The organism is Agitococcus lubricus, assembly GCF_003051055.1.
Lineage (GTDB): Bacteria > Pseudomonadota > Gammaproteobacteria > Pseudomonadales > Moraxellaceae > Agitococcus > Agitococcus lubricus.
The window spans coordinates 95663-120622 of record NZ_QAON01000003.1 but is presented as its reverse complement, the minus strand read 5'-3'; the positions used below and the strand labels follow the sequence as shown (position 1 = coordinate 120622).

Sequence of the window (24960 nt, the reverse complement as noted above, 5' to 3'; positions counted from 1 at the left end):
TATACTATTTTTGACGTTGCCGCTTAAACAACTTGAGGGATAAGAAAAACACTGTCCATGAATGGATACGCTGCACTTAGAGTAACCAGAGTTCGGGATACAAAAATGTTAATTTCTTGAGTTTTATATAGAAATTATTTCAAGCCCTAAACAGTAATATTTCAACTAAAAAGCCCTAGGCTTATCCCGAACTTAAGTTAGAGCAAATTCACTTCAATCTCTAAAGCAACCATAAACTTAGCCCACACACTGTCTTGAATTTGCCGAGCTAATGCCATCACTTCTTGTCCTGTTGCGGCACCGCGATTGACTAAGACTAAGGCTTGTTTTTCGTAGACGCCTGCTTGCCCTAAATTTTGTCCTTTCCAGCCTGCTTGTTCAATTAGCCAGCCTGCAGCCAACTTAACACCGTGTGCTTGTGGATAAGCCACAATGTGCGGATACTGTGCTTTGAGTTGATTAAAATGCGCTTCCGTCACCACAGGATTCTTAAAAAAACTGCCTGCATTACCGATGTGAGCGGGGTCTGGTAATTTTTGCTGACGGATAGCAATAATAGCGCGTGCCACATCTTGCGGGGTGGCTTGTGTGATATGCCATGAACTTAAGCGTGCAGCAATATCGCCGTATTGTGTTTTCACAAGTGATTGGGTAGATAACAAAAAACGGACATGGGTAATAACAAACTGGTCTTTTAAGTGTTGCTTGAACACGCTGTCACGATAGGCAAATTGACAATCGTGTAAGCTAAATTCTTGGCTTCGCCCCGTCTGACGATGTATCGCAGTTAAACTAGCAAAACAATCTTTAATCTCCACCCCATAAGCGCCAATATTTTGAATGGGCGCTGCCCCTACCGTGCCAGGAATGAGTGATAAATTCTCTAAACCATACCAACCCTTAGCTAAACAATATTGCACAAAATCATGCCAGTTTTCACCTGCCGCTGCTTCAACCAAGACCTGAGTGTGGTTGACATATTGATAACGTATACCCTTTAACTGAGGACACAATATCAAGCCCGCATAATTCTGTGTAAAAATAACGTTACTACCTCCCCCCAATATAAATACAGGCAGATTTTTGGCAGTTATCGTACGCAATGCTTGTTGTAATTGCTCCACACGGTTGACTGTCCACAAAAAACGCGCTTGTGTCGCCAAGGCAAAACTGTGATATTTTTGGAGAGAGACGTTTTCTAAAAACATGGACAGAGTACTGGTCTAAAAAGATGAAGATACAAGGCGTTCCTCTGTGGAGCGCCTCGTTTTAATAGCACTTAACAACTGCTGTTGGTAAGGCCTTTTTGTGCCAATAAGGTTTTAAGTAAGTTTTCAGCCGCTGGTTCAATTAAGTCTAAGACTTGCTCAAAACCTTTATCGCCGCCGTTGTAAGGGTCGGGGACTTCTTGAGCTGCCTTTGTGGGATGATAATCTAAGAATAACTGCAATTTTGCCGTTGCGTCTCGGCAATATTTTTGCACTTTTTCCATTTCAGCCAAGTTTTTTCTGTCCATCACCAGTACATAATCAAACTTTTTGAAATCTTGCGGGGAAATAAAGCGTGCTCTTAATTTAGATAGGTCATATCCTCTGGCTTTGGCATGTTTTTGTGCGCGACGATCAGGTGGTTCACCCACATAAAAAGCGGCTGTACCGGCTGAGTCAATATGGAACATCTCTTGCCAGCCTGCTTTTTCGACCATCGTTCTAAAAACGCCTTCGGCGGTGGGAGAGCGGCAAATATTGCCTAAACATACAAATAAAACTTTAATTTTGTCAGACATTCTCGTGTAAACCCTGCTTAAAAATTTCTCGCACACGTTCTAAATCGGCTAAGGTATCTACGCCAGCGGGCAAATTTACCGAGGCTAAATCAACATGTATTTTAACGCCATAATATAAAGCACGTAGTTGCTCTAGCGCTTCTACTTGTTCTAATAAGGCGGGTGGCCATTGCACATAGGCATTCAAAAAAGCGACTCTATAAGCGTAAATTCCTAGATGCCGCATATATAATTCGGGGTTTGGTAAGGCAGTGATGGCCTCACTAAACGCATCGCGTGCCCACGGCATGGGAGCGCGACTAAAATACAGCGCCATGTTGTGGACATCACGCACTAATTTAACCACATTCGGGTTAGTTAATTGCGTAACATCATGTAAAGGCTCGGCCAAAGTGGCGATGCCTGCTTGACTGTGGGCTGCTAAATTTGCCGCCACCTGATTGATTAAAGTGGGCGGAATTAGTGGTTCGTCACCTTGTACATTGACAACAATGTCATCACTTGACCACCCCATGATTGTTGCTACTTCTTGCAAGCGGTCAGTGCCTGATGGATGCTGGCTGGCCGTCATCACCACAGGAGCACCATAGGCTTTGGCTACCTCGGCAATACGCTCGTCATCTGTCGCAATAATAATCGACTGGGCATCACTTAAACGCGCACGTTCATAAACATGCACAACCATGGGTTTGCCTGCAATATCTGCTAGCGGTTTGGCGGGCAAACGGCTTGAGGCATAACGAGCGGGAATCACTACATGAAAGTTAGTCATGATTTAGCCTAATTTTTCTTCGAGTGTTAAAGGACGAGCTTCGCTTTCCAACATCACAGGAATATCATCACGAATAGGATAGGCTAAACCATCTACCTTACAAATAAGTTCTTGTTGGTTGGCATTATAACTCAAACTGCCCTGACAAATGGGACAAACTAAAATAGCGATTAGTTTTTTATCAATCATGTTTATGACTCAATTTTATTTGGCACTCAGTTAAACGCTGATGCAATTGTTGAAAAAAAGCAGGGTCTAACTGTGCATGTACGGGTAATTGCCACAAATTTAATGCTGAAAAGTGCTGACATTTAATCGCATCTTTTGCCGTCATCACAATAGCTAAATCATCATTAAAGGCCAAATCTTGGGCAATAAAGGGGTGGTGGTCAGCAAAGGCATGATTAATACTGCTAAACCCAAGTTGATTCACCGTCGCGAAAAAGCGCGCTGGATTACCAATACCTGCGACGGCATGCACTGACGCTGGGGGACTCGGCGGGAGATACGCATGCTCACCCACACGCGTCAACCCTTGAGGTACCAAATGCATCGCATAACTGGCTGGCCAACGGTTAGTTGAGCCGTTCACTACGATAAAATCGACTTCCGCTAAACGCGATTTTGGCTCTCGTAACGGCCCTTCGGGGAGTAATCGGCCATTGCCCAAGCCACGTTCACCGTCTATCACCGCAATTTCTATATCGCGTGCTAAAGCATAATGCTGCAAACCATCATCACAGACAATCACGTTGGCTAATTGTTGTTGTTCAATTAACTGCACCGCCTGCATACGTTTAGGCGCAACAACGACGGGTACACCACTTAACTGAGCCATCAACAACGGCTCGTCCCCTACTTCAGACGCATGGCTCTGGGCTGTCACTAAGGCAGGATAAACGGTTTTACCACCATAACCGCGGCTAACGATAGCAGGACGATAACCTTGTGTTTGTAAATAACGTACGATAGCCAAGGTCAACGGCGTTTTACCTGTCCCCCCTGCGGTGATATTACCCACCACAATGACAGGCAGTGCTGCCCGCTCACTGCGTAAATAACCTTGTCTATATCCCCAACGTCGTACTGTACTGATGACCCGATATACGAGAGACAAGGGGCGCAATAACGTTAATGCCCAATGCCCTTGATACCACGCTTGTACAAGGGCTTGACTCATGATGGCAAATCTTCATCTTCTGCAAATTGACGGCTATGTAATTGTGCATATAAACCCGCCTTTGCAAGTAACTCGGCATGTGTGCCTTGCTCCACAATACGTCCTGCTTCTAAAACCACAATCAAATCCGCTTTCTCAATAGTAGACAAACGATGGGCAATCACCAGCGTTGTTCGATGCTGCATGATGGTTTCTAAAGCCGCTTGAATATAAAACTCAGACTCATTATCTAACGCAGAGGTGGCTTCATCTAAAATCAAAATGGGCGCATCTTTTAATAACGCACGAGCGATGGCTAAACGCTGACGTTGGCCGCCCGATAATTGCGTACCGTCTTGCCCCACACGGGTTTGATAACCTTCGGGCAATTTTTCGATAAATTCATGGGCATAGGCCGCTTTAGCTGCCGCTTCTACCTCAGCAAAAGATTTGTTAGCCAATGAGCCATAGGCAATATTATGCAAAATCGTATTATCAAATAAGACCACTTTTTGGCTAACGTTGGCTACCTGCTCACGCAAACTGGCTAAAGTGTAGTCAGATAACGGTTGACCATCTAATAAAATTTGGCCTTCGTTTAACTCATAAAAACGCGGCAATAAGCTGACTAAGGTACTTTTGCCTGACCCCGAACGCCCGACTAAGGCAACCGTTTTACCCGCAGGAATGGTCAAGTTAATGTCATGTAACACGCGCTCGCCTGTCGGATAGCTAAAAGAGACTTGCTTAAACTCTAAATCACCACGCACGCGTGAGGCTTGATATTGGCCGTGGTCAGGCTCTACAGGGCTATCAAGCAACTCAAAGACGGATTGTGCGGCAGCAATGCCTTTTTGAATTTTAGAATTCACGTCCGTCAATGAGCGCACAGGTTTAGATAACAGACCTGCTGCGGTAATGTAAGCCACAAACTCACCCGCAGATACATCCCCTAAAATGTGCGGCTGCAAGGCCAACCAAATGACAAAGCCCATCGCAACGGCCATTAAAAATTGAATAATGGGGGTATTTAACGAGGCTGTTACCACCATTTTCATACTTTGTTTGAGATTCTCACGCGAGGCTTGCTCAAAACGTTGTTGTTCAAAGGCTTGACCACCATAACTTTTGACGACCGCAAAACCATTAATGGTTTCATTGACGATATGGTTCACGTCACCCATCGTGTGTTGAATTTTATGCGATAACATGCGAAAGCGTTTGCTGGCTTTACGCACTAAACCTGCAGCAATAGGACCAATAATTAATAAGGAAATAGACAAACGCCAGTTAGTATAAAACAAATACCCGAGCAGACCAATGACCACAAAACCCTCGCGTACTAAGGTTTTTAAGGCTTCAGACGCAGCTTCGGTGACTTGTTCAACATCATAAATCAGTTTGGCACTGAGATGGCCTGCAGAATGCAGATGATAATACTGGTTGGGCAAGACCAAGAGCTTAGCAAATAACTCTTTGCGGAGTTGATACACGACATTACGCGCAACAAGGGAGAGATAATAACTTCCCATGAATGTGCCTACGCCACGTAAAAAGAAAATTCCAATCACAAACAAGGGAAATAGATTTTTGTCGGCTTGGCTTTTATTTTGGATGGCATCAATGACAAATTTAATCAGTTGTGCGCCTGCCCATTCGGTTTGGGCATTCAAAATAAACCCCAATACGCCTAATGCAAATGCTCCCCAATAGGCTTTGCTATAGCCTAATAATCGTTTATAGGCTAACCAACCTGTTTTATCTGCCATTAGGGGTTCTCACTGCTGACACGCGTACTAATACTTAAATTGACAAAACCCATTTGCCCTGCCACGTCCATCACGGTAATCACCGCTTGATGACTTGCCTTACCGTCTGCGGCAATGATAAAGGGTAAATCTCGTTTGCCTTCACTGACTTTTTCGATGGCACTTTGTAATTGTTTAGGGTCTTTTACTGCCAATTCTTGACCATTGATGGTATAGATACCGCCTGCACTGACACCAATTTCAATCGATTTGGCTTTAGAAGGTTTTGCGGCATCACCTTTGGCTTCTGGTAGGACTATTTGTAATTTACTCGCCTTGTTAAAGGTGGTTGAAATCATCAAAAAGATAATTAAAAACAACAAACAATCAATTAAAGGCGTTAAATTAATTTCTAAGTTTTCGGCTTGAGGACGACGAAATTTCATACAGCGACCTATGGTTGGAAATCAACTTCACGGTCACCGTGAACGATATCAACTAATTTAATGGCTTGTTGTTCCATTTCTACCGCCATCGTCGCAATGTGACGTAGGTAATAACGGTGCATAATCATGGCTGGAATCGCAACAAATAATCCACCTGCTGTCGTAATGAGCGCTTTAGAGATACCACTGGCTAATAAGGCGGGGTCACCCATGCCTGAGCTGTTAATCGCCATAAACGCCTCAATAATCCCCACAACCGTGCCTAATAAACCCAACAGTGGCGAAATCATCGCCAAAGTTCCCAACAAGGTCAAATAGCGCTCTAAATGGTGAATGACGACATTCGCCTTTTCTTCGATGGCCTCTTTCATAATTTCGCGGCCATGTCGTGAATTTAATAAGCCTGCGGCCAAAATTTCTCCTAATGGAGAATTAGCTTTGAGCTGACGCAGTTTATCGGCATTCAGCTCTTTATTACGAATCCAGCTCCACACCTCTGCCAGCAAATTGGCAGGGGCAACACGTGACATGCGTAATGCCCATGCCCGCTCTAGGCAAATAGCTAATGCCAATACGGATGCCAACAGTAATGGAATCATTAACAAACCACCAGATTTAACTAATTCCCACACACGATTGTCCTCAATTGATGATTTATTATGGCTGGTCTGATAATCACTCTCAGTACCATGCTAAAAATTTGCTTACTTTACCGATTTAAGGGGCATTTAGCCAGTAATGGCCTCGTAAACGCCATGCTTCCTTGTGTACTTTCTGTTGAGACTGCCAATGATAACGCAACGTTCCCTGCTCAATCGTGCTATCTATGGTCACTTTTGCTTGCTGCAAACGTGCGATGACAGCGGGCGAAGGATGCTGAAAAGGATTCAAGTATCCTGCTGACACAACCGCAATGTCAGGTTGTACCCGTTGCAAAAATGGCAGACTAGATGAAGTTTTGCTGCCGTGATGCCCTAATACTAACAGGTTCGCACGTAAATCCAGTGTCGATTGACGCACTAAAACTTGTTCAGTCGCTTGTTCAATATCGCCCGTCAACAGCACACTAAAACCATCACCTGCTATTTTTAGAACACAGGAGCGGTCATTATCTTTTTTATAGGTCTGTGTTGATTGGGGTGATAATACACTAAATTGAATCCCATCCCACTGCCAAGATTGTCCTTGTTGGCAATAACGCTGCGTTTGGTTATGCGCGACCTGATACCCCTCGGGAGCAGCGCTATACCAAAGTTGCTGTGGCGTATAGGCCGCTAGTACAGCATTTGCGCCACCTGTGTGGTCTTTATCATTATGACTAATCATTAAGCCATTGAGACGCGAGACACCCACCCAGCGCAAATATGGGACAATGACTTGTTCACCTGCCTGTGTATTTGCGCCTGTGTCATATAACAAAAAATGATGTTGGGTTTGTATTAACACACTCAAACCCTGACCCACATCTATCACATGCACACTTAAACTGTGTGGCGGCATACTTGAGCGGCTAAAGAGGACAGGCAATATAAAAAAACCTGCTGCGCTGCGTGGCACTAGCGATGCAGGGAGGCATAACACGCCCAATGCGGCCAGCAAAAAGAAAAAACTTGGTAAGGACAATATCGCAAACGACTGACTAAATGGCAAGCCTGCTAAATACGACAAATAACTATTTAACCAACCGATAATCTTGGCAGCCGTTAGCCAACATAAAGTCTGACCTACGGTGGTCACTGCTCCTAGAGCCAGACCGACTAACTCTAAAGGAACAACCAGAAAGCTCATAGTGGGAATAGCGACTACATTGGCTAATGGGGATACCCATGCAATACGACCAAATAAAAATAAGGTTAACGGTAACAATGCCCACGTTAAAAGCCACTGCAAACGCACAAAATGCCAGACGGGGGATGCATGTTGCACATGCAAGGCTAACATCAATACCGCCACCGCAACAAAAGACAACCAAAACCCCATCGCATGTACCGATAAGGGTTGCCATAACACCAATAGTACAAAGGCTCTGAGTAAGGTTTGTATAGGGCTGACGCTATGTCTATACCATGACCAAAAACTGGCTAATAATACCATCACTAAGGTGCGTAAGGTCGGCAACGACAAGCCCGCTAAATAACCGTATAACAGAGCAATCGCACAAATAAACGGTAACTTGCATTGATGTACAGGCCAACGTAAATATACTCTTGGCCAGTAATTTACTAACTGTTGTAATAACCAAACCGTCATCAATGCAGCCAACATCACATGCGTACCCGAAATAGCCAGCAAATGGCTAATGCCTGTATTCGCATATAAGTCCCAAGCCGTGTCAGGGACTAGCATACGGTCGCCCGTCAATAACGCCAAACCGATGCCTGCTTCTGGTGCATGTCTCGCTAAAACCTGTGCTTGCTGACGAATACGCCACCGCCAGTCATTCATCGTCCATGCACCTTCCTGTATATAGATGGCGCGACTCGCACGACCCACAGCATGAATTTGTTCTCCTAATAGCCATTGTTGATAGTCAAAGCTCCCTGCCGAAGCCAAACCATGAGGCTTTTTTAAGCTAACCGTCATTTGCCAAATTTGATTAGCCTTTGGCTCGTGGCGAGACGGCGTCGTAATTAACCATTCACTGTCTTGCCAATGCGGATAATCGACCTTAGATAATAATTTGATGGGTTTGACGCGGCAGCGCCAACCAAACTCGCTTTGCTCCGCTAAGCCCTGAATCTGTACGTGTACTCTAAAGGCGGTATTTTCGAGTGCTGCGGGTGGTCTAGCGGCCAAGTAAGTCTGTGCCTGTTGTATAGACCACGCCATCATCAGGAGCATGGCGACTAATAGCCAAGCCCATGACCAACGTAAAGCGACTACACTCATGAGCGTGGCCGCTAGACAAAAATAATAGACATTTGGCAAGGTTGGCCATAGCAATAAGACAGGTGCAGCCGCAGCAATGCCCCATAAACAACGCTCGATTGTCATGACACAGTCCTTATGTGAATTTCCTTGTTTTGAACACTACAAAGTGATTATCGTACGGATGTTTGTTAGAAGAACAAATCATAACTGAGGCAAAACAGATAGGCCATAGCATGCCTGATAATCGGCTAGTTGCCACAGATTATCTAAAACAGAGAAAACAACCGCTAAAAAAGACGTATTTTTGTCAGCAAGCCGCGCGAAAAGATTGCAGAATTGCCATAAATAGGAAACAATCCTGCGCCCTGAACTTGTGGATGTGGGTATGCCCAAACACCTTATTCGTAAATATTTACCTAATCCAGAAAAACTGGCTAATACGCCTGGTTTAGGCTTTTTACGTCACCGTTTGCAAGACCCTAACTTATGGCATCTCAACCGTCACTCTGCATCAGGTGCGATGTTTTGGGGATTATGGTGTGCTTTTTTACCCATGCCCTTTCAAATGGTACCTGCGGCGATTGCGGCATTGGTGTTTAGAGTCAACTTACCCTTGTGTGTGGTCTTAGTGTGGCTTAGCAACCCCTTAACCATGATTCCCGTCATTTATGTGTCGTATTTTATTGGCGCATCTCTTTTACATAAGCCGATGATAGACATAGAGCAAATGCGACAAATTGTCGATAATCTCGGTGCCATGGTGAGTAATGTTTTTGGACAAAGTCACGAGACAACCGCACTCAATCTAAGCCGACACATAGAACCTATTTTACTAGGGATGTTAGTCACAGGGTTTTTATTTGGTTGTGTTGGCTATTTAGCGATGAATTGGTACTGGCGTTACCATGTTACTAAAGCATGGAATAAACGCCAGTTCCGTAAATCACTCACCAAATCTACAGACGAACAAGAGTAGATTGCTGATTTAGCACGGCTCCTCTTGTATCAATACCCCGCTCTTCATTGTCAATACGCGGTCTGCGGCCTGCGCTAATTGCAAATCATGTGTCACGATGACAAGGCTCATGCCTAATTCTTGTTTTAATTCCTGTAAGAGTTGCTGAATTTCTTCGGCGGTCTGTTGGTCTAAATTACCCGTAGGCTCATCAGCCAACACGAGAGCTGGTTTTGTCACTAAAGCGCGCGCCAACGCAACACGTTGCCGCTCTCCGCCTGATAGCTCAGCAGGTTTATGTGCCAAACGATGCCCCAATCCTACACGAACTAATAACGCTGTCGCAGCGTGTTCCGCCTCCTTGACCGACGTATCGCGCAATAATAACGGCATACAGACATTTTCTAAGGCAGTAAATTCGGGTAACAAATGGTGAAATTGGTAGACAAACCCCAAATATTGATTGCGTAGTTGTCCACGTTTGACATCATTCGCTTGACTCAACACATGCCCTAATAAGGTCACTTGGCCTGAGCTTGGGGTTTCCAACCCTCCCAACAAGTGCAACAAGGTACTTTTGCCCGAGCCAGAACTACCGACAATCGCCACAAACTCACCACGTTTAATACTGAAATCTACTTTTTTGAGCACATCAACTGCCTGCAATCCTTCATTAAAGGTTTTGGCTAATTGCTCGGCACGTAAGACAACATCATTCATAACGTAAAGCCTCCGCTGGCTGTACTTTGGCAGCACGGCGTGCAGGATAAATCGTGGCCAAGAAACTTAATATGGCCGAGACCAAACTCACCCATGCCACATCACTCCATTTTAATTCTGACGGCAAATAATTGACAAAATAGGCATCAAATAGAGACATGCCTGTCACTTGCTCAATCCACGTCATAAAACCACTAATATTCGTGGCAATTAACACGCCTAATAACACGCCAGATACCGTTCCAAACAAGCCTATCACTGCGCCTTGCACCATAAAAATACGGGTAATGGTGTGTGGCGATGCGCCTAAGGTGCGCAAAATAGCAATATCGGCTTTTTTATCAGTGACGACCATCACCAGACTAGAAACAATGTTAAATGCAGCCACCGCCACTATTAGCAATAACAATAAGGCCATCATCGCTTTTTCCATTTGAATGGCACTAAACAAATTACCGTGCGTCTGTGTCCATTCCGTGGCATAAAAATACTCCGGTAAATCGTAAAGTAATTGATGTACAACCTGTTGCGACTGAAAAATATCGTGTAATTTGAGACGTACTCCCTGCACCGTATCGCCAATTTTTAGGAGTTTTCCTGCATCACTAATATGGATATACGCCAACAAGCCATCCACATCTGCCCCGACCTTAAAAATACCCACCACAGTAAAACGCTTAAAACGCGGGATAACCCCTGCGGGTGAAACAGAGGCTTCGGGCAAGACGAGCGTAATTTTGTCCCCCACCATTGCCCCCAAGTTTGCCGCCAAGCCTGAACCTAAAACAATCCCAAACTCACCTGCACGCAATTGATTCAGGCTACCTGTTTGAAAATGTTGTTCAATAATTGATACTTTTTGTTCGTATATGGGTTCAATCCCCGAAATCAGTGCACCTGTCACTTGGCCATTTGCCGTCAACATGCCTTGTAATTGCGTGTAAGGCGCAACCGCAACAACCTCTGGATTTTTATGTACAAACTCTGCTAATTTCTGCCAATCGTGAAATGGCTCGCGGGAGTTAATGGTGGCATGAGGTATCATGCCCAAAATACGGTTTTTGAGTTCTCGGTCAAATCCGTTCATCACAGATAACACCGTAATTAAGACAGCGACTCCTAACATCAATCCAATAATTGAAGTTAAGGAGATAAAAGAAATAAAATGGTTTCGGCGTTTAGCGCGGGTGTAACGCAAACCGATTAATAAAGAAACTGGCTTGAACATGGTAGAAGTTGAACCATAATACTAGTAACAAACGGCAAGTATGCCCTATGAGTTAAACATCATGACAAAAACGATTACAGACAATCCCTTTGAAAGACGTTTATTAAATCGTGTTGACTCAACACTATCGCTGCATTACCAACCAATTAGTAGTGCAGATTCGTTAAAAGACCCGTATGACTCGAGTTTTTCTTTGCCGCGTTACTTTACGCTATTTGCCGAAATAGAACAGGTGAATAGTGTACAACGTGGACAAATGCAGCTTTTAGCCCGTGAAAATGAGCGTGTACACGGCTTAATGGAAGCCGTGAATCTCAAAATTGAGTTACTGACAGGGGCTATTTATGACGGTTTGGCTAAACTGCTATCCCCCATTCCACAACAAGTCAACCTGAGCGAAAGCGGTTTATCTTTTCATGCCACCGAAGCCTTACCACCAGGCACACATTTACATTTAGCGATTAGCCATTTAGAGCATCATTATCACATTGCGGCTACCGCACGTGTGGTTTATTGCGAGGATGAAGATTTAGAAGGTTTTAGAACGGGCGTGTATTTTATCAATATCAACCCCAGCGACCGTGCACGCTTAGCACAAGATATTGCCCGTAAACAACAAGACCACGAAACCATACGGGCTTTTGCCAATCCCGAAGATTAAGAGTAAAGACACCCAGCGTTTTAAGCAGTCATTAATAAATGGGGTAACTACAGACGTTACCCCAACACCGCCATTATGCCCCACCCCATGAGTCACGCAAGCCCACTGTACGGTTAAACACCAAGCGGTTGGGTTTGCAGTCGACTAAGTCAGCCACAAAATAGCCTTCGCGTTCAAATTGAAACCGCTCCTCAGGTTGAGCATTCGCCAAACTCGGTTCTACGACAGCCTGAACGACGGTTAAGGCATCAGGGTTGATACAGTCCAAGAAATTATCACCCGCTTCAGGGTCAGGCTGATTAAATAAGCGGTCATATAGACGAATTTCTGCAGGCATGCCTAGTGTGGCTGATACCCACTGAATGACCCCTTTGACTTTACGGCCTTCAGGATTTTTACCTAAGGTATTTAAGTCGGCCGAGCAGCGCAGCTCTACAATCTCGCCAGCCTCATTTTTAATGACTTCGTCACAACGAATGACATAACAATGACGCAAACGCACTTCACCGCCCACGACTAAACGCTTATAACCTTTGGGTGGGTTTTCGCTAAAATCGGCCGCATCAATATAAATTTCTTTGGTAAAAGGAATCTCTCGTTCGCCCAATTCAGGTAAATTGGGATGACGTGCCGAGGTTAAGGCTAAGGTCGCCTCCTCCACATTAGTAATCACCACTTTGAGTGGATTCAAGACCGCCATCGCACGAGGCGCTGTGTTTTCTAAATGGTTACGAATACAAAACTCTAATAAGCCAAAATCGACGACACCGTCACTTTTAGTAATCCCAATACGCTCACAAAAATCACGTAAAGACTCAGGTGTATACCCCCGACGACGTAAGCCTGCAATGGTTGGCATACGTGGGTCATCCCAACCATTAACTAAGTGCTCGTCGACCAGTTTCTTTAACTTACGCTTACTGGTGACTGTATAATTGAGATTTAAGCGCGAAAATTCAATTTGTTGCGGGTGCGCAGGCGTGCCTAAAGTATCTAATAACCAATCATAAAATGGTCGATGGTCTTCAAACTCTAAGGTACATAACGAATGGGTAATGTACTCTAAGGCATCAGAAATGGGATGCGTGTAATCATACATGGGGTAAATGAGCCATTTATCGCCCGTTTGATGATGTGCCACTTTTTTGATGCGATACAACACAGGGTCACGTAAGTTGATATTACCTGAGGCCATATCAATTTTGGCACGTAACACACATTCACCTTCGGCAAACTCACCTAAACGCATTTTTTCAAATAACGCTAAGTTCTCTTCGACACTGCGCTCACGATAAGGCGAGTTTTTACCCGCTTCGGTAAAACTACCGCGCGTTTGTTGGATTTGTTCGGGTGTTTGTGAGTCCACATAGGCTTTACCCATCTGGATGAGTTGCAAAGCAAAATCATATAAGGCATCAAAATAGTCAGAGGCATAACGTACCTGACCTGCCCATTGAAAACCCATCCACGTCACATCACGCTTAATGGCATCAATATACTCTTGTGATTCTTTTTCGGGGTTCGTGTCATCAAAACGCAAATGACAATCACCCTGACTTTCGACGGCAATGCCAAAGTTCAAACAAATGGACTTGGCATGACCAATATGTAAATAGCCATTTGGCTCGGGCGGGAAACGGGTCACCGCTTTTGTATGTTTACCCGCCGCTAAATCTTCAATTATGTGTGAACGAATAAAATCTTTGGCTTCCATTAAAACAACTCGCATGACAAGCGTAGCGCCAACCACTATGATTAGCGGCCAGCATAATGAACACAGAACAGACCCTATTCAAACAGGGAATGTCCTATATGCTTGGCTGTGGCTATGAAGATAACCCATCCAAGAAAAGTACAGAGTCTAGCGATTGCGTGTCGCTGTCTCAAGTAATTAGTTTCAACCAATAGGATAACGATGATGAAAGTTGCCTTAAACACCAATTTTGGCCGTATTGTACTCGAACTTGATGCCGTCAATGCCCCCAAAACGACTGCTAACTTTGTCGACTATGTTAAAAGTGGCCATTACAATGGTACGATTTTTCATCGTGTCATTCGTGGCTTCATGATTCAAGGCGGCGGTTTTGACAAAACCATGAATCAAAAAACGACAAAGGCCTCCATCGAAAACGAAGCGAATAATGGTCTAAAAAATGATGTTGGCACGATTGCCATGGCACGGACTCAAGACCCACACTCTGCTTCTGCACAATTTTTTATTAACGTCGCCAACAATAGCTTTTTGAATCACTCTAGCAAAACGGTGCAAGGTTGGGGCTATGCAGTGTTTGGTAAAGTGACCGAAGGCATGGCCATTGTGACACAAATTGAAGGCGTAAAAACAGGTAATAAAGGCTATCATGGTGATGTGCCATTAGAGCCAGTCGTGATTGAAACAGCGGAAGTGATTGAATAATTTTTAGGCTATATTTTAGCTTAGAAATAGCCCGTGTGACGTGCAAGGTGACACGGGTTTTATGGCCAAATTTAACCTCGTATTTTGCTAAGCTCCGTACAGACTACACTCGCTTTGAGCATAGTAGAAGCATCAAAAACATCACTTTGGCTCATAATTTGAATCTCAATAGGAATATCCGTCTCTAAAAAGAAATGCACCGACTCATGCAAAAATATCGATAGGCCAGCATCTTGCAATAAACTGATAATGTTAGGTGACGGGTCAAATGGGCAGCGATCTACATAGAAGGACTGAAAAAAAATGATTATTGCTTATAATACTACTATGCCCGCCATCGTCTTGGACGTTAGGTTCAACAAGGTTAAGTGTTTTCATGACATTTTCAACATTGGCCGTGGCGGGATACTTACGCCTCTAAAAACGCTACAGTAGCATTTATTCTTGGTACACCTTACTGCAAGTTAGAGAGCTTTATGTCAGTTCATGAGAAATGGATTACATTGTTGGTAGCATTGCCATATTTGTTAACTCTTTTTCTAATGATTCAAGGCTTACAATTAGTTGATGATAAACTTACTCTTAAACCAATCTACCTTAAGTGTCTTTTATTTTTTAATAATTTATTTTTAATTCTATTTTTTATCTTAAGTACTGGCTTTATATTTGAGTTTGAATTCTTAACATTTATGGCAGCACACTTTTTGGCTGTATCAATCGCTATAAGAGCATATATTGATAAATTTAGATTAAAATAAATCACCCTTTTTTTATTGAGTTTTAAAGTGCACTCTAAGTCAATACCCCAAAAGGATAGTACCCCGCGCATTTTTAGTATTTTTTTTGAATGGTTCTTAGATCAATCTCAGATTTTAGTTTGTTGTGGGATTGCTACCCTTTGGCGTTAAAGTTATAACCCTATTACCAATAACATCAACATAGTTACTGAACTCAATAAAATCAAAGCCCTATCCGCCACAACCAATGAAATGAGCCCCTGTATTTGTGTCAACAATACTATACCCTGTACCTGTCCAGCCATTATAAACTATAGGATATTGACTAATCGTCACCACACTTCCTGCATTTACCGCAGTTCTCACATCATCTATAATCACCAATTTATGCTACAATTGGGTTAATAGGCATTTATGTTAGTAACTGTAGTTTCTGTGACGGGCAAGGTTACACGGGTTTTATAGCGGAATTAACACAATAAGTATTTATTAAATTTTCTCCCGTATTTCGCTACGCTGCATACAGGCTACACCTGCTTACCTAAATAAAAATCCGCCTATAAAAACCATTCAAATAAATAATAATAGCGCACTTAAAACATAATAATTAGCACGAAGGTCTTTTTTCGATTATACAAAATCAATACTCACCTTAAAGACATTAGAAATATCAAAAAACATAATTGACCACTATATAGTCAACACCACACAAAAAAGCCATAAAAATACTATATATAACTTATTGTGTATTATACAATTCAAAAATAATGTTTAAGAATGGTCTGAAGAAAGCAACTCATAATTTTCAAAAACAAACCTAAATAAATCTCAAATATAGCTTTTATGGGTTCAAATCCATCAACATAAACAAAGAAAATTCATATTTTAACAACTATCGTTAATCATAGGTTTCGTTCCTCAACCACACGCTACAAAAATTTTAACAACTATGTGACAGGCAAAAATAATTTTAAGGGATGATTAGGTAACGCTCTAAAACCAATAATCTGATAAAACAGTGCTGCATGTTCATGTTTAGCAGCAACAGCGAGTGTATCCTGTGTAACACAAGATTGATGACCGCATTAAAACAATAAGTGGTAGTGTGTAAAAATAATGTGATACTTCCATAGAACCTTTGTCTACCAATGGATAGAAAGTTTTTATCACGTCAAAATGCACTACCCAATAAATATTTATTAACTATTTAATTCCTTATTTCGCTACGCTGCATACAGACCACACTTGCTTTAAGTAATTTTTCTACAGTTTAACCAAAACAAATACCAATATGTTAGCAGTCTATGATACTAGACACTTTTGCGATAACTCTGCTGCCATATCAATCATACCTTCAAAATCTATTGGCCTGCCATAAACACTCGTATACCCAATATACATATCATGATGATTGGTAGCCCCTCATCTTATTCTTATTCACCTATTAAGTGTAGCCACATATAAAGCACAGACAAATACATGCGCGTAAAAATATTTTTTCAGTAAAGATATAAACAAACCATAGTTTGCATATCCATATAACTAATCTTACGTTATAATTCACTTTAGCTACAATATTAAACAAATATAAATTTTTATTCATAGAAAAACATTATATATTACAGCGATCATTTAAGACAAAAAACGACTAAAAAACCAATATAAAAATATTTAAATATCATTATGGCACTTTACAAAGAAGATAGCCAAACCCAATGTATGGAAAAGTTACAAAACCACAAACCAAAAAACAGAAGAGCATATACAATGAATAAGTATAATTTGTTTTTAAAAACAAGTTTACTCTGTTTAATATTAGCTACCAACACTAGCTATGCTGCCAAAGATGGCGACGACGACACCACAGAGTACCTTCCCTACAACGAAAAAACAGTCAAAGAGTGGTCTCTAATCAAAGATGACAAAAGACATCAAATCAAAACCTATTCTAAGCAGGAAGATAATCGTCGTTTTCGTTCATTTAAAGTAGAAGGCGTTTTAAATGGCTCTCTGGAAGCGGCAGCCCGTTGTCAATTTGATATTGAAAACATACCTAATTGGTATATGAATGTAACGGAAGCTAAGCTATTAAAGCGTGTCAGCGATACTGAATATTATTTTTATTTCTTTATCAAAATGCCATTTGGTGTACCAAATCGCGACGTGATCATTCATGCTAAAGTTCATCCTTATTCTAGTAAAACAGGATTTTTAGGGATTGTTTACAGTGCTGCCCCCGACTTTATTCCTACTAAACCGGGTGTCATACGCATGCCTGCCTATGAAACGAGTATAAAACTCAAACCCGCAGGCAATAATGAAACTGAAGAGCATATGGAAGGTTACGTTGACCCAGGTGGTTCTGGCTTACCTGTTTGGTTAGTGAATCATATTCAACGTCGAACCCCATATGCAAACATGCTCGGAAGGAAACGTGCAATCACAAAATGTATAACAAGTGATACGCCTGTTCAGTTCAAGTACAAAGAGTAAGTGCTTGTTGGAAGATGCGCGACGAAACATATCATTTTTATATGATAAGTTTCGTCTGTCATAGTCAATTTTGTCGCACTGTATAGACAGACTTTATTAGGATACGCAACGAAAGAGCTATTTCTTATGGCGATTTTTTTACGAATTGACTATCTGCAACGACTAAACCATGTAAATCACGCCACATATTTTCCATAAATAATTTTACTGACACGTCACACCGAGATAAGCGCGTATTGTAAATATCAAACCGTGTAGCAGTTTTAATCACAACTCAGCGATTAGCGTGTCAGTCTAAAATAGACTTCGCAAGCACAATCGAAATGCCAACTGCCGTTTATTTTCCCTGTATTTCGCTACGGTACACAGGCTAAAGTCACTAAGCATTTATAAATTATCTTGCAACACATATAATCACAACGATTAGCCACTCTTAATATATCAACACCATGAAACCCACCTACTTTATCTCTGACTTACATTTAGCGGCTGACTTACCGCGTGTCACCCAAGGTTTTACGCAACTAATGACTCAGATTGCGGGACAAGCGACGGCTTTATATGTGCTAGGCGACTTGTTTGAAGTGTGGGTAGGTGATGACAATTTATCTGATTATAATCAACAGATTATTGCGCAATTTCGACAACTGAGTGACCAAGGTACGGCTTTATATTTTGTACATGGCAATCGTGATTTTATGTTGGGTGAATCATTTGCCAAGGCCTGTGGTGGCCAATTGTTAGGTGAACGTACCATTATTGACATCCATCAACAGCGTATTTTAATTGAACATGGGGATGCGTTATGCACCAAAGATGAAAAGTTTATGGCGTTTCGGGCGCAAAGCCGTCACCCCTTATGGCAACAAAGCATGTTGGCCAAACCCTTAGCCGAGCGAGTGCAAATTGCTGAGTTATGGCGTTTGCAAAGCAAAATGCAAAATAGCAATAAACCCGAAAACATTATGGACGTTAGCCCCGAAGAGGTAACGACGGTGTTAAATCAGTTTCAAGTCAGTATTTTGTTACACGGTCATACCCATCGTCCACAGATTCATCAACTTAACACCGCCCCACATCAATCAGCACAACGTATTGTGCTGGGCGATTGGCGTGAAGACACGGGTGATGCCATCATTGGTGTCGCCGATGCCTCAGGCATACGTTTAGAAACTTATACATTCTAGTGCTGACTACGCACCGCTTGAGACAACATGTGGATTTAGCAACAGATAAAATACAAACGGCCACTGACTAGTGACCGTTTTGTGTATCGCCGAATAGATAATACGAATTAGACACCTTCGTTTTTCAGACGATTCGCATGCGCACGGTAAACATCTTTAGGGTCTGGCGCAAACAAGCCTTGCACACCAAAGGTATGATTGATTGCGTCAGCATGGTTCCATGGATAGTCATCACGCAGCACTTTACCAAAGTGGCTAGAACATTTACCCACTAAACCGTCATTGGGTTCACTGCCTGCCAAGCCTGTAATGCCAAAGAAATAATCTAAGGGGTCGACGGCATTAGTAAAGGACGAAGTCCCGTTCCATGAATAATTTTTGATGCCATTCGCCGTATATGCGCCTTCACCACAGGCCGTTGTCGGCAAGCCATTAGGATATTTTGCGTTAAATGTGGCAGCGCCTGCTGTTGTTAATGAGTTTAAGGCCGCCAAAGAGTCTTCTGGACGGTTATTACCTGCCAAATAATCCAGAATACTCATTAAGGCATTGGTGACATTACCAATAAATGTTTGTGCTGTGCCTGCGGGGACAATACCATTCACTAAGTCAGCAACAGGGCTGCCCTTCGCAGGACTATGAATTAAGGTCAATGAGGATACTTTGGTTGGAATCGCATTCGCCACATAACGTACCGAGAATCCACCGTGACTATGTCCCATTAAATTGACTTTTTGCGCACCAGAAATAGCGAGAATGGTTTGGACTTGTGATAATAACTGCTCGCCACGTGCCTCAGAACTATTTAACGCAGAAGCGGAGGTGGTATATACCTTAGCCCCGCTATAGCTTAACGCACTAGGAATACCATACCAGTAATCTACAAAACCTACCAATTTATCAAAGCCCAAGACACCTGGTGCTAATACAATCGGGTATTTTGTTTTGGTGTAGGTGCAATCTTCCCACCACCAACAGGCTTGTGCCGAGTTTGCTAACATGGCGGAGGTTAAGACTGCTGTCGATAACAGTAGCTTTTTCATGTTGTTGTCCCCTGTTCTTTTGTGTTGGTCGTTTTACTTGTTGAGGTATTGTTAACTGATTATTTTTGATAAAACTGACGACCCACAATCCATGAGGCCATTTACATAAAAAATACGGATAGATAATTTTTAGAGTAAATAGTCTAATTTACAGAATAAAATATAGACGCAATCACAAAAAATGCCTAGTTGAATGGTTGGTAATTCACGTCTTTTATTTGATAAAAAACGTCATATTGGCTGTGCGGTCTAAATCTGAAGATGAGTGGTCAGTGTATGCACTGACACACTCTGTTAGCGGTATTTGGGCGGCTTAGGGCTTAATGCCTTGGTCGTGCATGGTTTCTAAAGCATCAACACGAATACGCTCTTGTTGGTTAAAGTTTTTCTGTTTTAAGTCGTTTACCTGCCGTTCGCGGTCTTGCTGACTTAGTGCTTGATTTTTCAGGATGGTGTCGCGTTGTGAGAGATAATCATTCATACGACCATCCCACGCAGCGCGCTCTTGGTCTAAGGCTTCTAAGCGTTCGGTTGCCTCTACACCCACCAATTGTTCACGAATGGCACGTAGCTCTTCTGGTTTACCGCCACGCGCTTTCCAATCATCCGTTAAGCTGGTTAGTTCTTGATATTTATTTAAGGTTTCTACGCTTTCTTTGAGTTCTGGAGGCAAGGTGTTCAACAACTCCGCCGCACGTTTTGCTTTTTCTGTGGCCGATAAATTCTTATCCTGCATAATTTCGATACGCGCCATCGTATAACGGTCATAGGCATCTTCATCACCAAAAAAGGCTTCTATCACCTCACGCGACAAATATTGTGTTCTCAACGAGGCAATTTGCTCTTTTTGTTGGCGCACACCCGAAATGTTATCGGCAGGATTACCACCAATTTGTGCAATATGCCCTAAGGCTTCACGATAGGATAAATAACCATCTAAAATTTGTTCGGCTTGTGCCATCGCTTTGGGATAATCGGCCAGTTTGTTGCGGATGTAGGCACGAATACGCGAGACAATCGTTGTTAAGTCTTCTTCGCCAATGGCCGATAAAAAATAATCAAAGGTTTGGCGAATACTACGGCTAATAATCAAATTACCTGCATTATCCACCGATAAAGCGCCATCCACTTCGGTATCTTGTAAAGAACGGGGCATATTCTCTACGCCTGTCTTAAAGCGGGTATCGGTTTTTGATTTAGCAATTGCGTCTGCAACGACCGCGGCCGTTTGTTCGGGCGACAAGCTCATTTGCTGTTTAGCGACACTACTTGATTCAGGGGCGGTATCTCGTGCTAACCACAAAAATCCGCCTGCGGATATCAATAACAGTGCTGTTGCGGCAATAGCCACTTTAGGTTTCATGACAGAAATCTCCATCGAAAAAGAATCAGTTATTATGTTTATATGACTCGTTTGCCTCTTCTTCGGTTAAATCAACGTCATCATGGTTGATTCAATTGGGAAGCGCACAAGGGGTTGTTGTTGTTTTTACCGATTAGAGCGAAGTGCCCATAAAATGCCACAAGGCCAATGTTTCTTCCAATAAAAAAGGCGGTAAGTATACCGCCTATTTTTGTACAGCGTATAGATGTGCTGCTCTATACCAGTTATGGGCTTATAAACCAGCCACTTTCAAACGATTTGCATGTTCACGGTATAAATCTGTGGGTGCAGGCGTGAATAAGCCACGAACACCAAATAGTTGATTGATAGCATCGCCGTGGTTATGTGGGTAGTTGTCACGAATAACCTTACCAAAATGGCTCACACACTTACCGACTAAACCATCATTGGCTTCAGAGGTTGACACCAATGACATCACACCAAAGAACGTATCTAAGGGGTCTAACACATTGGTCACTGCGGATGTACCACTCCATGAATAGTTTTTAATGCCATTCGTTGTATAAGCACCTTCACCGCAAGCTGTTGTTGGCACCCCATTAGGATGTTTGGCATTAAATGCAGCTGCACCTTTAGGGTCTAAAGACTTCATGCTCGCCATAAAGTTTTCTTTGTAATCGTTACCTGCTAAAAAGGTAATAAAACCAGACACGGCTGTGCCCACGGTTTGTACCAAACTACCCGCAATCGTGCCATCTGTGCCCGTTAAAATTGCTGCGCCATTCACACCTTTCACGGGGCTATGTACGGTGGTAACAGAAGCGACCTTGGTTGGAATAGCACTGGCCACATAACGTACCGAAAAACCGCCGTGGCTATGCCCCATTAAATTCACTTTTTGCGCACCAGACACCGCTAAAATAGTTTGCACTTGCGCCAATAATTGTTCGCCGCGGGCTTCGGAACTGTTAAAAGCAGAGGCAGAAGTCGTATAAACCTTAGCACCACCATCACGTAAGGCACTGGGAATACCATACCAGTAATCTGCAAAGCCCAATAATTTTTCAAAGCCCAAAACACCGGGTGCTAAAACAATAGGATGTTTGGTTTTTGTGTAATCACAGTTAAACAAACAAAATGCACTGGCATTTGCGCTGGTTAAGGCAGTACCTACTAATGTTGCAACGGCGATAGCGTGTTTTAACATTTTTGTTTTCCCCTACTCTACTATTGTTGTTAATGCGTTTTAGATTATTAAGCAATTGATTTTATTAGAGTAAAAACACTATTTTTGGGTTAAAAGTCTTTTGTTTTCATTGATGCCAAATTTAATGAAAATAACGTCACCAAACTTGCTAATTGACGTCATAGTCTGTGAATTCACGTCATGCCGACGAATGGTTTTGTACAACAAACGGTATTTTATAATTGATGAGCGGTTTTTAGGCAGGCTAAAAGATAATACTAGATTGAACGCGTGACCCAAACTACCCAGCCATAGCAGGATGCATCTGATTGGCTACTGAGTTTGGGTCACACGGCTGAGCACATTCGCTGTTAGACAGGGATACCACTGTGAAAGCGTAATTCGGTATCGGGTCGCATAATTAAGTCGGCTTCGACCTGTCTAAAAAAAGTAACCCGCTCTTCTATAGGCTCAGGGCTATAATGTGCCGCTAAAGATAAATAATACTCAAAATGACGGGCTTCTGACTTTAATAAAAAGGTATAAAACTTTTTTAATTCGTCATCTAAAAACGGCGCAATCGCAGCAAAACGCTCACAGGAGCGCGCCTCTACAAATGCGCCCACAATCAAAATATCTACTAAATGTTGTGGCTCATAGGTTCTGACATGTTGACGCATGCCTGCAGCATAACGTGCGGGACTAATGGGTAAATAGCCAATACCGCGTTTACTCATAATCGCCATGACTTGTTCATAATGCAATAACTCTTCGCGCGCGAGTTGTGCAAGTTGCTCTTGCAGTGGCAATTTATCGTTGTATCTAAACAATAAATTGACCGCCGTGCCTGCGGCTTTTTTTTCACAGTTGGCATGGTCCTGTAATAATAAGGGAATATCTTGGATGGCAGCATCAATCCATGCCTGTGGCGTTGAACAAGCCAAAAAATCACGGACTGGTTGTAAAAAATCACTCATGACCCTACTCGCGGTTAACTTAGCGCGCGAATTATACGCATTTACCAACCCTGACGCATGATGATGATGCAATATCGGCAATGGTGTAGGCTGAAAATCTTGGCAGCTAGAGTATCACCCCCTATACTTCGGCGTTGAGGGCTTAGACAGTGGTTGCCTCTGAACCATCATTCAGACCTATATCTCGTCTAAATAAAGCACTCATCCTCAGCCATCCTATTTTATTACTTTACTTTTGACGTTGACTCCATAATGTCTGTACCTAGCTCTGACTCCAATAACACACCGACACTCAATCAAAAACAACACTTTTTGTTGTCGGTTCTTTATTTTTTTAGCCGCCGTTCTTTGGCTTTTTTACAAGGTTTGGGCTTAATGCTTGGCACGATTGCCGCTTGGTTTCCCCAAGGGCCTGCATGGGTAATTCGTCGTAATCTTAAACTTTGCTTTCCCGAACAGTCCGAACGCTGGATAAACCAAGTCACTCGCCAAAACCTGATTCATACCGCACAAACAGGTTTAGAGTTTACCAAAACATGGGGCATGCCTGCCGACTACAGCATTGCCCAAATGAAAGAGTTTGAAAATATTGAGCTATTTTTAGAGGCTATTAAGTCGCCCAAAGGGTGTTTAGTGATTGTGCCGCATTATGGTAACTGGGAGTTTATGAACCCTTGGGTGAGCCAACAGAGCCAACCCGTAATTATGTACAAACCCAGTAAAAATCCGATTATGGATAAATTTGTTTGGGAAGCACGTAGCCGTTTACAAGCGAGTTTAGTCCCAACCGATGAAAAAGGCGTAAAGTCTATCCTTAAAACACTCAAATCTGGCGGGGTGTCTATTTTACTGCCTGACCATGTACCACACGATAATGGCGGCATATTTGCGCCCTTTTTTGGTATTTCGGTGTGGTCGGGTATTTTAAGCTCACGCCTGATTCAAAAAACACAGTGTGCGGTTGTCATGTTGTCATGTACGCGTTTAGCCCATAGCGCAGGATTTAAGATAGTCGCCGATAAAGTTGACCCCGAAGTCTACAGTACCGATTTACAGTTATCGGTTAATGCGCTAAACCGTAGTGTCGAACAACTGATTCGTCGTGACCCGAGTCAATATCAATGGACATATAAACGGTTTAAAAAATGTGAAACATTAAAAAACGTGTATCAATAACCAGACTATATTACGATGCAATCCGTATATGTCAGAGAGACGCCACAAGACTAG

The 24960-nt window shown here is 42.7% G+C and carries 22 protein-coding genes and 1 pseudogene; 7 read left to right on the top strand and 16 right to left on the bottom strand.

The genetic code is table 11. The annotated features are described in order from the left end of the window. Positions 1 to 197: 197 nt before the first annotated feature. From murB to C8N29_RS04340, 9 genes are all read right to left on the bottom strand, one after another. Positions 198 to 1208 carry a UDP-N-acetylmuramate dehydrogenase gene (murB, locus tag C8N29_RS04380; protein ID WP_107864826.1) on the bottom strand — a complete coding sequence of 337 codons (1011 nt, stop codon included), beginning with the start codon at positions 1206 to 1208 and terminating at the stop codon, positions 198 to 200. Positions 1209 to 1279: 71 nt separating this feature from the next. Further along, a complete protein-coding gene (locus C8N29_RS04375; RefSeq protein WP_107864825.1) occupies positions 1280 to 1786 on the bottom strand; it encodes a low molecular weight protein-tyrosine-phosphatase in 507 nt (168 codons plus the stop codon). Beyond that, positions 1779 to 2558, bottom strand: a complete 780-nt coding sequence (gene kdsB / locus C8N29_RS04370; RefSeq protein WP_204509270.1) for a 3-deoxy-manno-octulosonate cytidylyltransferase — start codon at positions 2556 to 2558, stop codon at positions 1779 to 1781. Before kdsB ends, C8N29_RS04375 begins: the two co-directional genes overlap by 8 nt. Positions 2559 to 2561: 3 nt before the next feature. After that, positions 2562 to 2747, bottom strand: a complete 186-nt coding sequence (locus tag C8N29_RS04365; RefSeq protein WP_107864823.1) for a Trm112 family protein — start codon at positions 2745 to 2747, stop codon at positions 2562 to 2564. Further along, a complete protein-coding gene (lpxK, locus tag C8N29_RS04360) occupies positions 2740 to 3738 on the bottom strand; it encodes a tetraacyldisaccharide 4'-kinase (RefSeq protein WP_107864822.1) in 999 nt (332 codons plus the stop codon). The genes C8N29_RS04365 and lpxK overlap by 8 nt, the downstream gene beginning before the upstream one ends. After that, the gene (gene msbA / locus C8N29_RS04355; protein ID WP_107864821.1) at positions 3735 to 5486 is read right to left on the bottom strand and encodes a lipid A export permease/ATP-binding protein MsbA; all 1752 of its coding nucleotides are present in this window, start codon (positions 5484 to 5486) and stop codon (positions 3735 to 3737) included. Before msbA ends, lpxK begins: the two co-directional genes overlap by 4 nt. Beyond that, on the bottom strand, positions 5486 to 5911 hold the full coding sequence (locus C8N29_RS04350) for an ExbD/TolR family protein (RefSeq protein WP_107864820.1): 426 nt from the start codon (positions 5909 to 5911) through the stop codon (positions 5486 to 5488). Before C8N29_RS04350 ends, msbA begins: the two co-directional genes overlap by 1 nt. Positions 5912 to 5919: 8 nt before the next feature. Continuing rightward, positions 5920 to 6543 carry a MotA/TolQ/ExbB proton channel family protein gene (locus C8N29_RS04345; RefSeq protein WP_107864819.1) on the bottom strand — a complete coding sequence of 208 codons (624 nt, stop codon included), beginning with the start codon at positions 6541 to 6543 and terminating at the stop codon, positions 5920 to 5922. Positions 6544 to 6628: 85 nt separating this feature from the next. Then, positions 6629 to 8905, bottom strand: a complete 2277-nt coding sequence (locus C8N29_RS04340) for a DNA internalization-related competence protein ComEC/Rec2 (protein WP_107864818.1) — start codon at positions 8903 to 8905, stop codon at positions 6629 to 6631. A 262-nt stretch (positions 8906 to 9167) separates the two neighbouring features. Here C8N29_RS04340 and C8N29_RS04335 point away from each other — a divergent pair, with 262 nt between their 5' ends. Further along, positions 9168 to 9758, top strand: a complete 591-nt coding sequence (locus tag C8N29_RS04335; protein ID WP_107864817.1) for a DUF2062 domain-containing protein — start codon at positions 9168 to 9170, stop codon at positions 9756 to 9758. A 9-nt stretch (positions 9759 to 9767) separates the two neighbouring features. On the opposite strand, the gene lolD is transcribed toward C8N29_RS04335, so the two are convergent. Then, positions 9768 to 10457 carry a lipoprotein-releasing ABC transporter ATP-binding protein LolD gene (gene lolD / locus C8N29_RS04330; RefSeq protein WP_107864816.1) on the bottom strand — a complete coding sequence of 230 codons (690 nt, stop codon included), beginning with the start codon at positions 10455 to 10457 and terminating at the stop codon, positions 9768 to 9770. Next, the gene (locus C8N29_RS04325) at positions 10450 to 11685 is read right to left on the bottom strand and encodes a lipoprotein-releasing ABC transporter permease subunit (RefSeq protein ID WP_107864815.1); all 1236 of its coding nucleotides are present in this window, start codon (positions 11683 to 11685) and stop codon (positions 10450 to 10452) included. Before C8N29_RS04325 ends, lolD begins: the two co-directional genes overlap by 8 nt. Before the next feature lie 61 nt (positions 11686 to 11746). On the opposite strand from C8N29_RS04325, the gene C8N29_RS04320 reads away from it, so the two are divergent. Further along, positions 11747 to 12346 (top strand): PilZ domain-containing protein, encoded by a 600-nt coding sequence (locus C8N29_RS04320; RefSeq protein ID WP_170106886.1) that lies wholly within the window; start codon positions 11747 to 11749, stop codon positions 12344 to 12346. 73 nt (positions 12347 to 12419) lie between these two features. Here C8N29_RS04320 and C8N29_RS04315 read toward each other — a convergent pair. Then, positions 12420 to 14048: pseudogene (locus tag C8N29_RS04315) on the bottom strand (glutamine--tRNA ligase/YqeY domain fusion protein); the annotation flags it as partial. 213 nt (positions 14049 to 14261) lie between these two features. On the opposite strand from C8N29_RS04315, the gene C8N29_RS04310 reads away from it, so the two are divergent. The 4 genes from C8N29_RS04310 (at position 14262) to C8N29_RS04295 (ending at position 19179) form a co-directional block, all read left to right on the top strand. Next, the gene (locus C8N29_RS04310; RefSeq protein WP_107864812.1) at positions 14262 to 14762 is read left to right on the top strand and encodes a peptidylprolyl isomerase; all 501 of its coding nucleotides are present in this window, start codon (positions 14262 to 14264) and stop codon (positions 14760 to 14762) included. A 476-nt stretch (positions 14763 to 15238) separates the two neighbouring features. Beyond that, the gene (locus tag C8N29_RS04305; RefSeq protein WP_107864811.1) at positions 15239 to 15520 is read left to right on the top strand and encodes a hypothetical protein; all 282 of its coding nucleotides are present in this window, start codon (positions 15239 to 15241) and stop codon (positions 15518 to 15520) included. 1746 nt (positions 15521 to 17266) lie between these two features. Next, entirely contained in the window at positions 17267 to 17992 is a 726-nt protein-coding gene (locus C8N29_RS04300) for an START domain-containing protein (RefSeq protein WP_107864810.1), read from the top strand. 449 nt (positions 17993 to 18441) lie between these two features. After that, positions 18442 to 19179 carry a UDP-2,3-diacylglucosamine diphosphatase gene (locus C8N29_RS04295; RefSeq protein ID WP_107864809.1) on the top strand — a complete coding sequence of 246 codons (738 nt, stop codon included), beginning with the start codon at positions 18442 to 18444 and terminating at the stop codon, positions 19177 to 19179. Between the two features lie 107 nt (positions 19180 to 19286). Here C8N29_RS04295 and C8N29_RS04290 read toward each other — a convergent pair whose 3' ends face one another. From C8N29_RS04290 to C8N29_RS04275, 4 genes are all read right to left on the bottom strand, one after another. After that, positions 19287 to 20222 (bottom strand): lipase family alpha/beta hydrolase, encoded by a 936-nt coding sequence (locus C8N29_RS04290; RefSeq protein WP_107864808.1) that lies wholly within the window; start codon positions 20220 to 20222, stop codon positions 19287 to 19289. Between the two features lie 313 nt (positions 20223 to 20535). Continuing rightward, positions 20536 to 21585: a lipase secretion chaperone gene (locus C8N29_RS04285; protein WP_170106885.1), complete on the bottom strand. Its 1050-nt coding sequence runs from the start codon at positions 21583 to 21585 to the stop codon at positions 20536 to 20538. A 253-nt stretch (positions 21586 to 21838) separates the two neighbouring features. Next, positions 21839 to 22774, bottom strand: coding sequence for a lipase family alpha/beta hydrolase (locus tag C8N29_RS04280; RefSeq protein WP_107864806.1), 936 nt, complete (start codon positions 22772 to 22774; stop codon positions 21839 to 21841). A gap of 350 nt (positions 22775 to 23124) precedes the next feature. Continuing rightward, positions 23125 to 23730, bottom strand: a complete 606-nt coding sequence (locus C8N29_RS04275; protein ID WP_107864805.1) for a MiaE family protein — start codon at positions 23728 to 23730, stop codon at positions 23125 to 23127. A gap of 252 nt (positions 23731 to 23982) precedes the next feature. Between C8N29_RS04275 and C8N29_RS04270 the strand changes: the two genes are divergently transcribed. Beyond that, positions 23983 to 24906, top strand: a complete 924-nt coding sequence (locus C8N29_RS04270) for a lysophospholipid acyltransferase family protein (protein WP_107864804.1) — start codon at positions 23983 to 23985, stop codon at positions 24904 to 24906. Positions 24907 to 24960: the final 54 nt, after the last annotated feature.

What these genes read in the sequence shown, in the direction of transcription:
- C8N29_RS04335 (WP_107864817.1), top strand. Translation starts at nt 9,168, where the DNA reads ATGCCCAAACACCTTATTCGTAAATATTTACCTAATCCAGAAAAACTG.
- C8N29_RS04275 (WP_107864805.1), bottom strand. Translation starts at nt 23,730, where the DNA reads ATGAGTGATTTTTTACAACCAGTCCGTGATTTTTTGGCTTGTTCAACG.
- C8N29_RS04350 (WP_107864820.1), bottom strand. Translation starts at nt 5,911, where the DNA reads ATGAAATTTCGTCGTCCTCAAGCCGAAAACTTAGAAATTAATTTAACG.
- C8N29_RS04285 (WP_170106885.1), bottom strand. Translation starts at nt 21,585, where the DNA reads ATGAAACCTAAAGTGGCTATTGCCGCAACAGCACTGTTATTGATATCC.
- C8N29_RS04365 (WP_107864823.1), bottom strand. Translation starts at nt 2,747, where the DNA reads ATGATTGATAAAAAACTAATCGCTATTTTAGTTTGTCCCATTTGTCAG.
- kdsB (WP_204509270.1), bottom strand. Translation starts at nt 2,558, where the DNA reads ATGACTAACTTTCATGTAGTGATTCCCGCTCGTTATGCCTCAAGCCGT.
- lolD (WP_107864816.1), bottom strand. Translation starts at nt 10,457, where the DNA reads ATGAATGATGTTGTCTTACGTGCCGAGCAATTAGCCAAAACCTTTAAT.
- C8N29_RS04270 (WP_107864804.1), top strand. Translation starts at nt 23,983, where the DNA reads ATGTCTGTACCTAGCTCTGACTCCAATAACACACCGACACTCAATCAA.
- C8N29_RS04320 (WP_170106886.1), top strand. Translation starts at nt 11,747, where the DNA reads ATGACAAAAACGATTACAGACAATCCCTTTGAAAGACGTTTATTAAAT.
- lpxK (WP_107864822.1), bottom strand. Translation starts at nt 3,738, where the DNA reads ATGAGTCAAGCCCTTGTACAAGCGTGGTATCAAGGGCATTGGGCATTA.
- C8N29_RS04295 (WP_107864809.1), top strand. Translation starts at nt 18,442, where the DNA reads ATGAAACCCACCTACTTTATCTCTGACTTACATTTAGCGGCTGACTTA.
- msbA (WP_107864821.1), bottom strand. Translation starts at nt 5,486, where the DNA reads ATGGCAGATAAAACAGGTTGGTTAGCCTATAAACGATTATTAGGCTAT.
- C8N29_RS04310 (WP_107864812.1), top strand. Translation starts at nt 14,262, where the DNA reads ATGATGAAAGTTGCCTTAAACACCAATTTTGGCCGTATTGTACTCGAA.
- C8N29_RS04305 (WP_107864811.1), top strand. Translation starts at nt 15,239, where the DNA reads ATGTCAGTTCATGAGAAATGGATTACATTGTTGGTAGCATTGCCATAT.
- C8N29_RS04325 (WP_107864815.1), bottom strand. Translation starts at nt 11,685, where the DNA reads ATGTTCAAGCCAGTTTCTTTATTAATCGGTTTGCGTTACACCCGCGCT.
- murB (WP_107864826.1), bottom strand. Translation starts at nt 1,208, where the DNA reads ATGTTTTTAGAAAACGTCTCTCTCCAAAAATATCACAGTTTTGCCTTG.
- C8N29_RS04375 (WP_107864825.1), bottom strand. Translation starts at nt 1,786, where the DNA reads ATGTCTGACAAAATTAAAGTTTTATTTGTATGTTTAGGCAATATTTGC.
- C8N29_RS04340 (WP_107864818.1), bottom strand. Translation starts at nt 8,905, where the DNA reads ATGACAATCGAGCGTTGTTTATGGGGCATTGCTGCGGCTGCACCTGTC.
- C8N29_RS04300 (WP_107864810.1), top strand. Translation starts at nt 17,267, where the DNA reads ATGAATAAGTATAATTTGTTTTTAAAAACAAGTTTACTCTGTTTAATA.
- C8N29_RS04290 (WP_107864808.1), bottom strand. Translation starts at nt 20,222, where the DNA reads ATGAAAAAGCTACTGTTATCGACAGCAGTCTTAACCTCCGCCATGTTA.
- C8N29_RS04280 (WP_107864806.1), bottom strand. Translation starts at nt 22,774, where the DNA reads ATGTTAAAACACGCTATCGCCGTTGCAACATTAGTAGGTACTGCCTTA.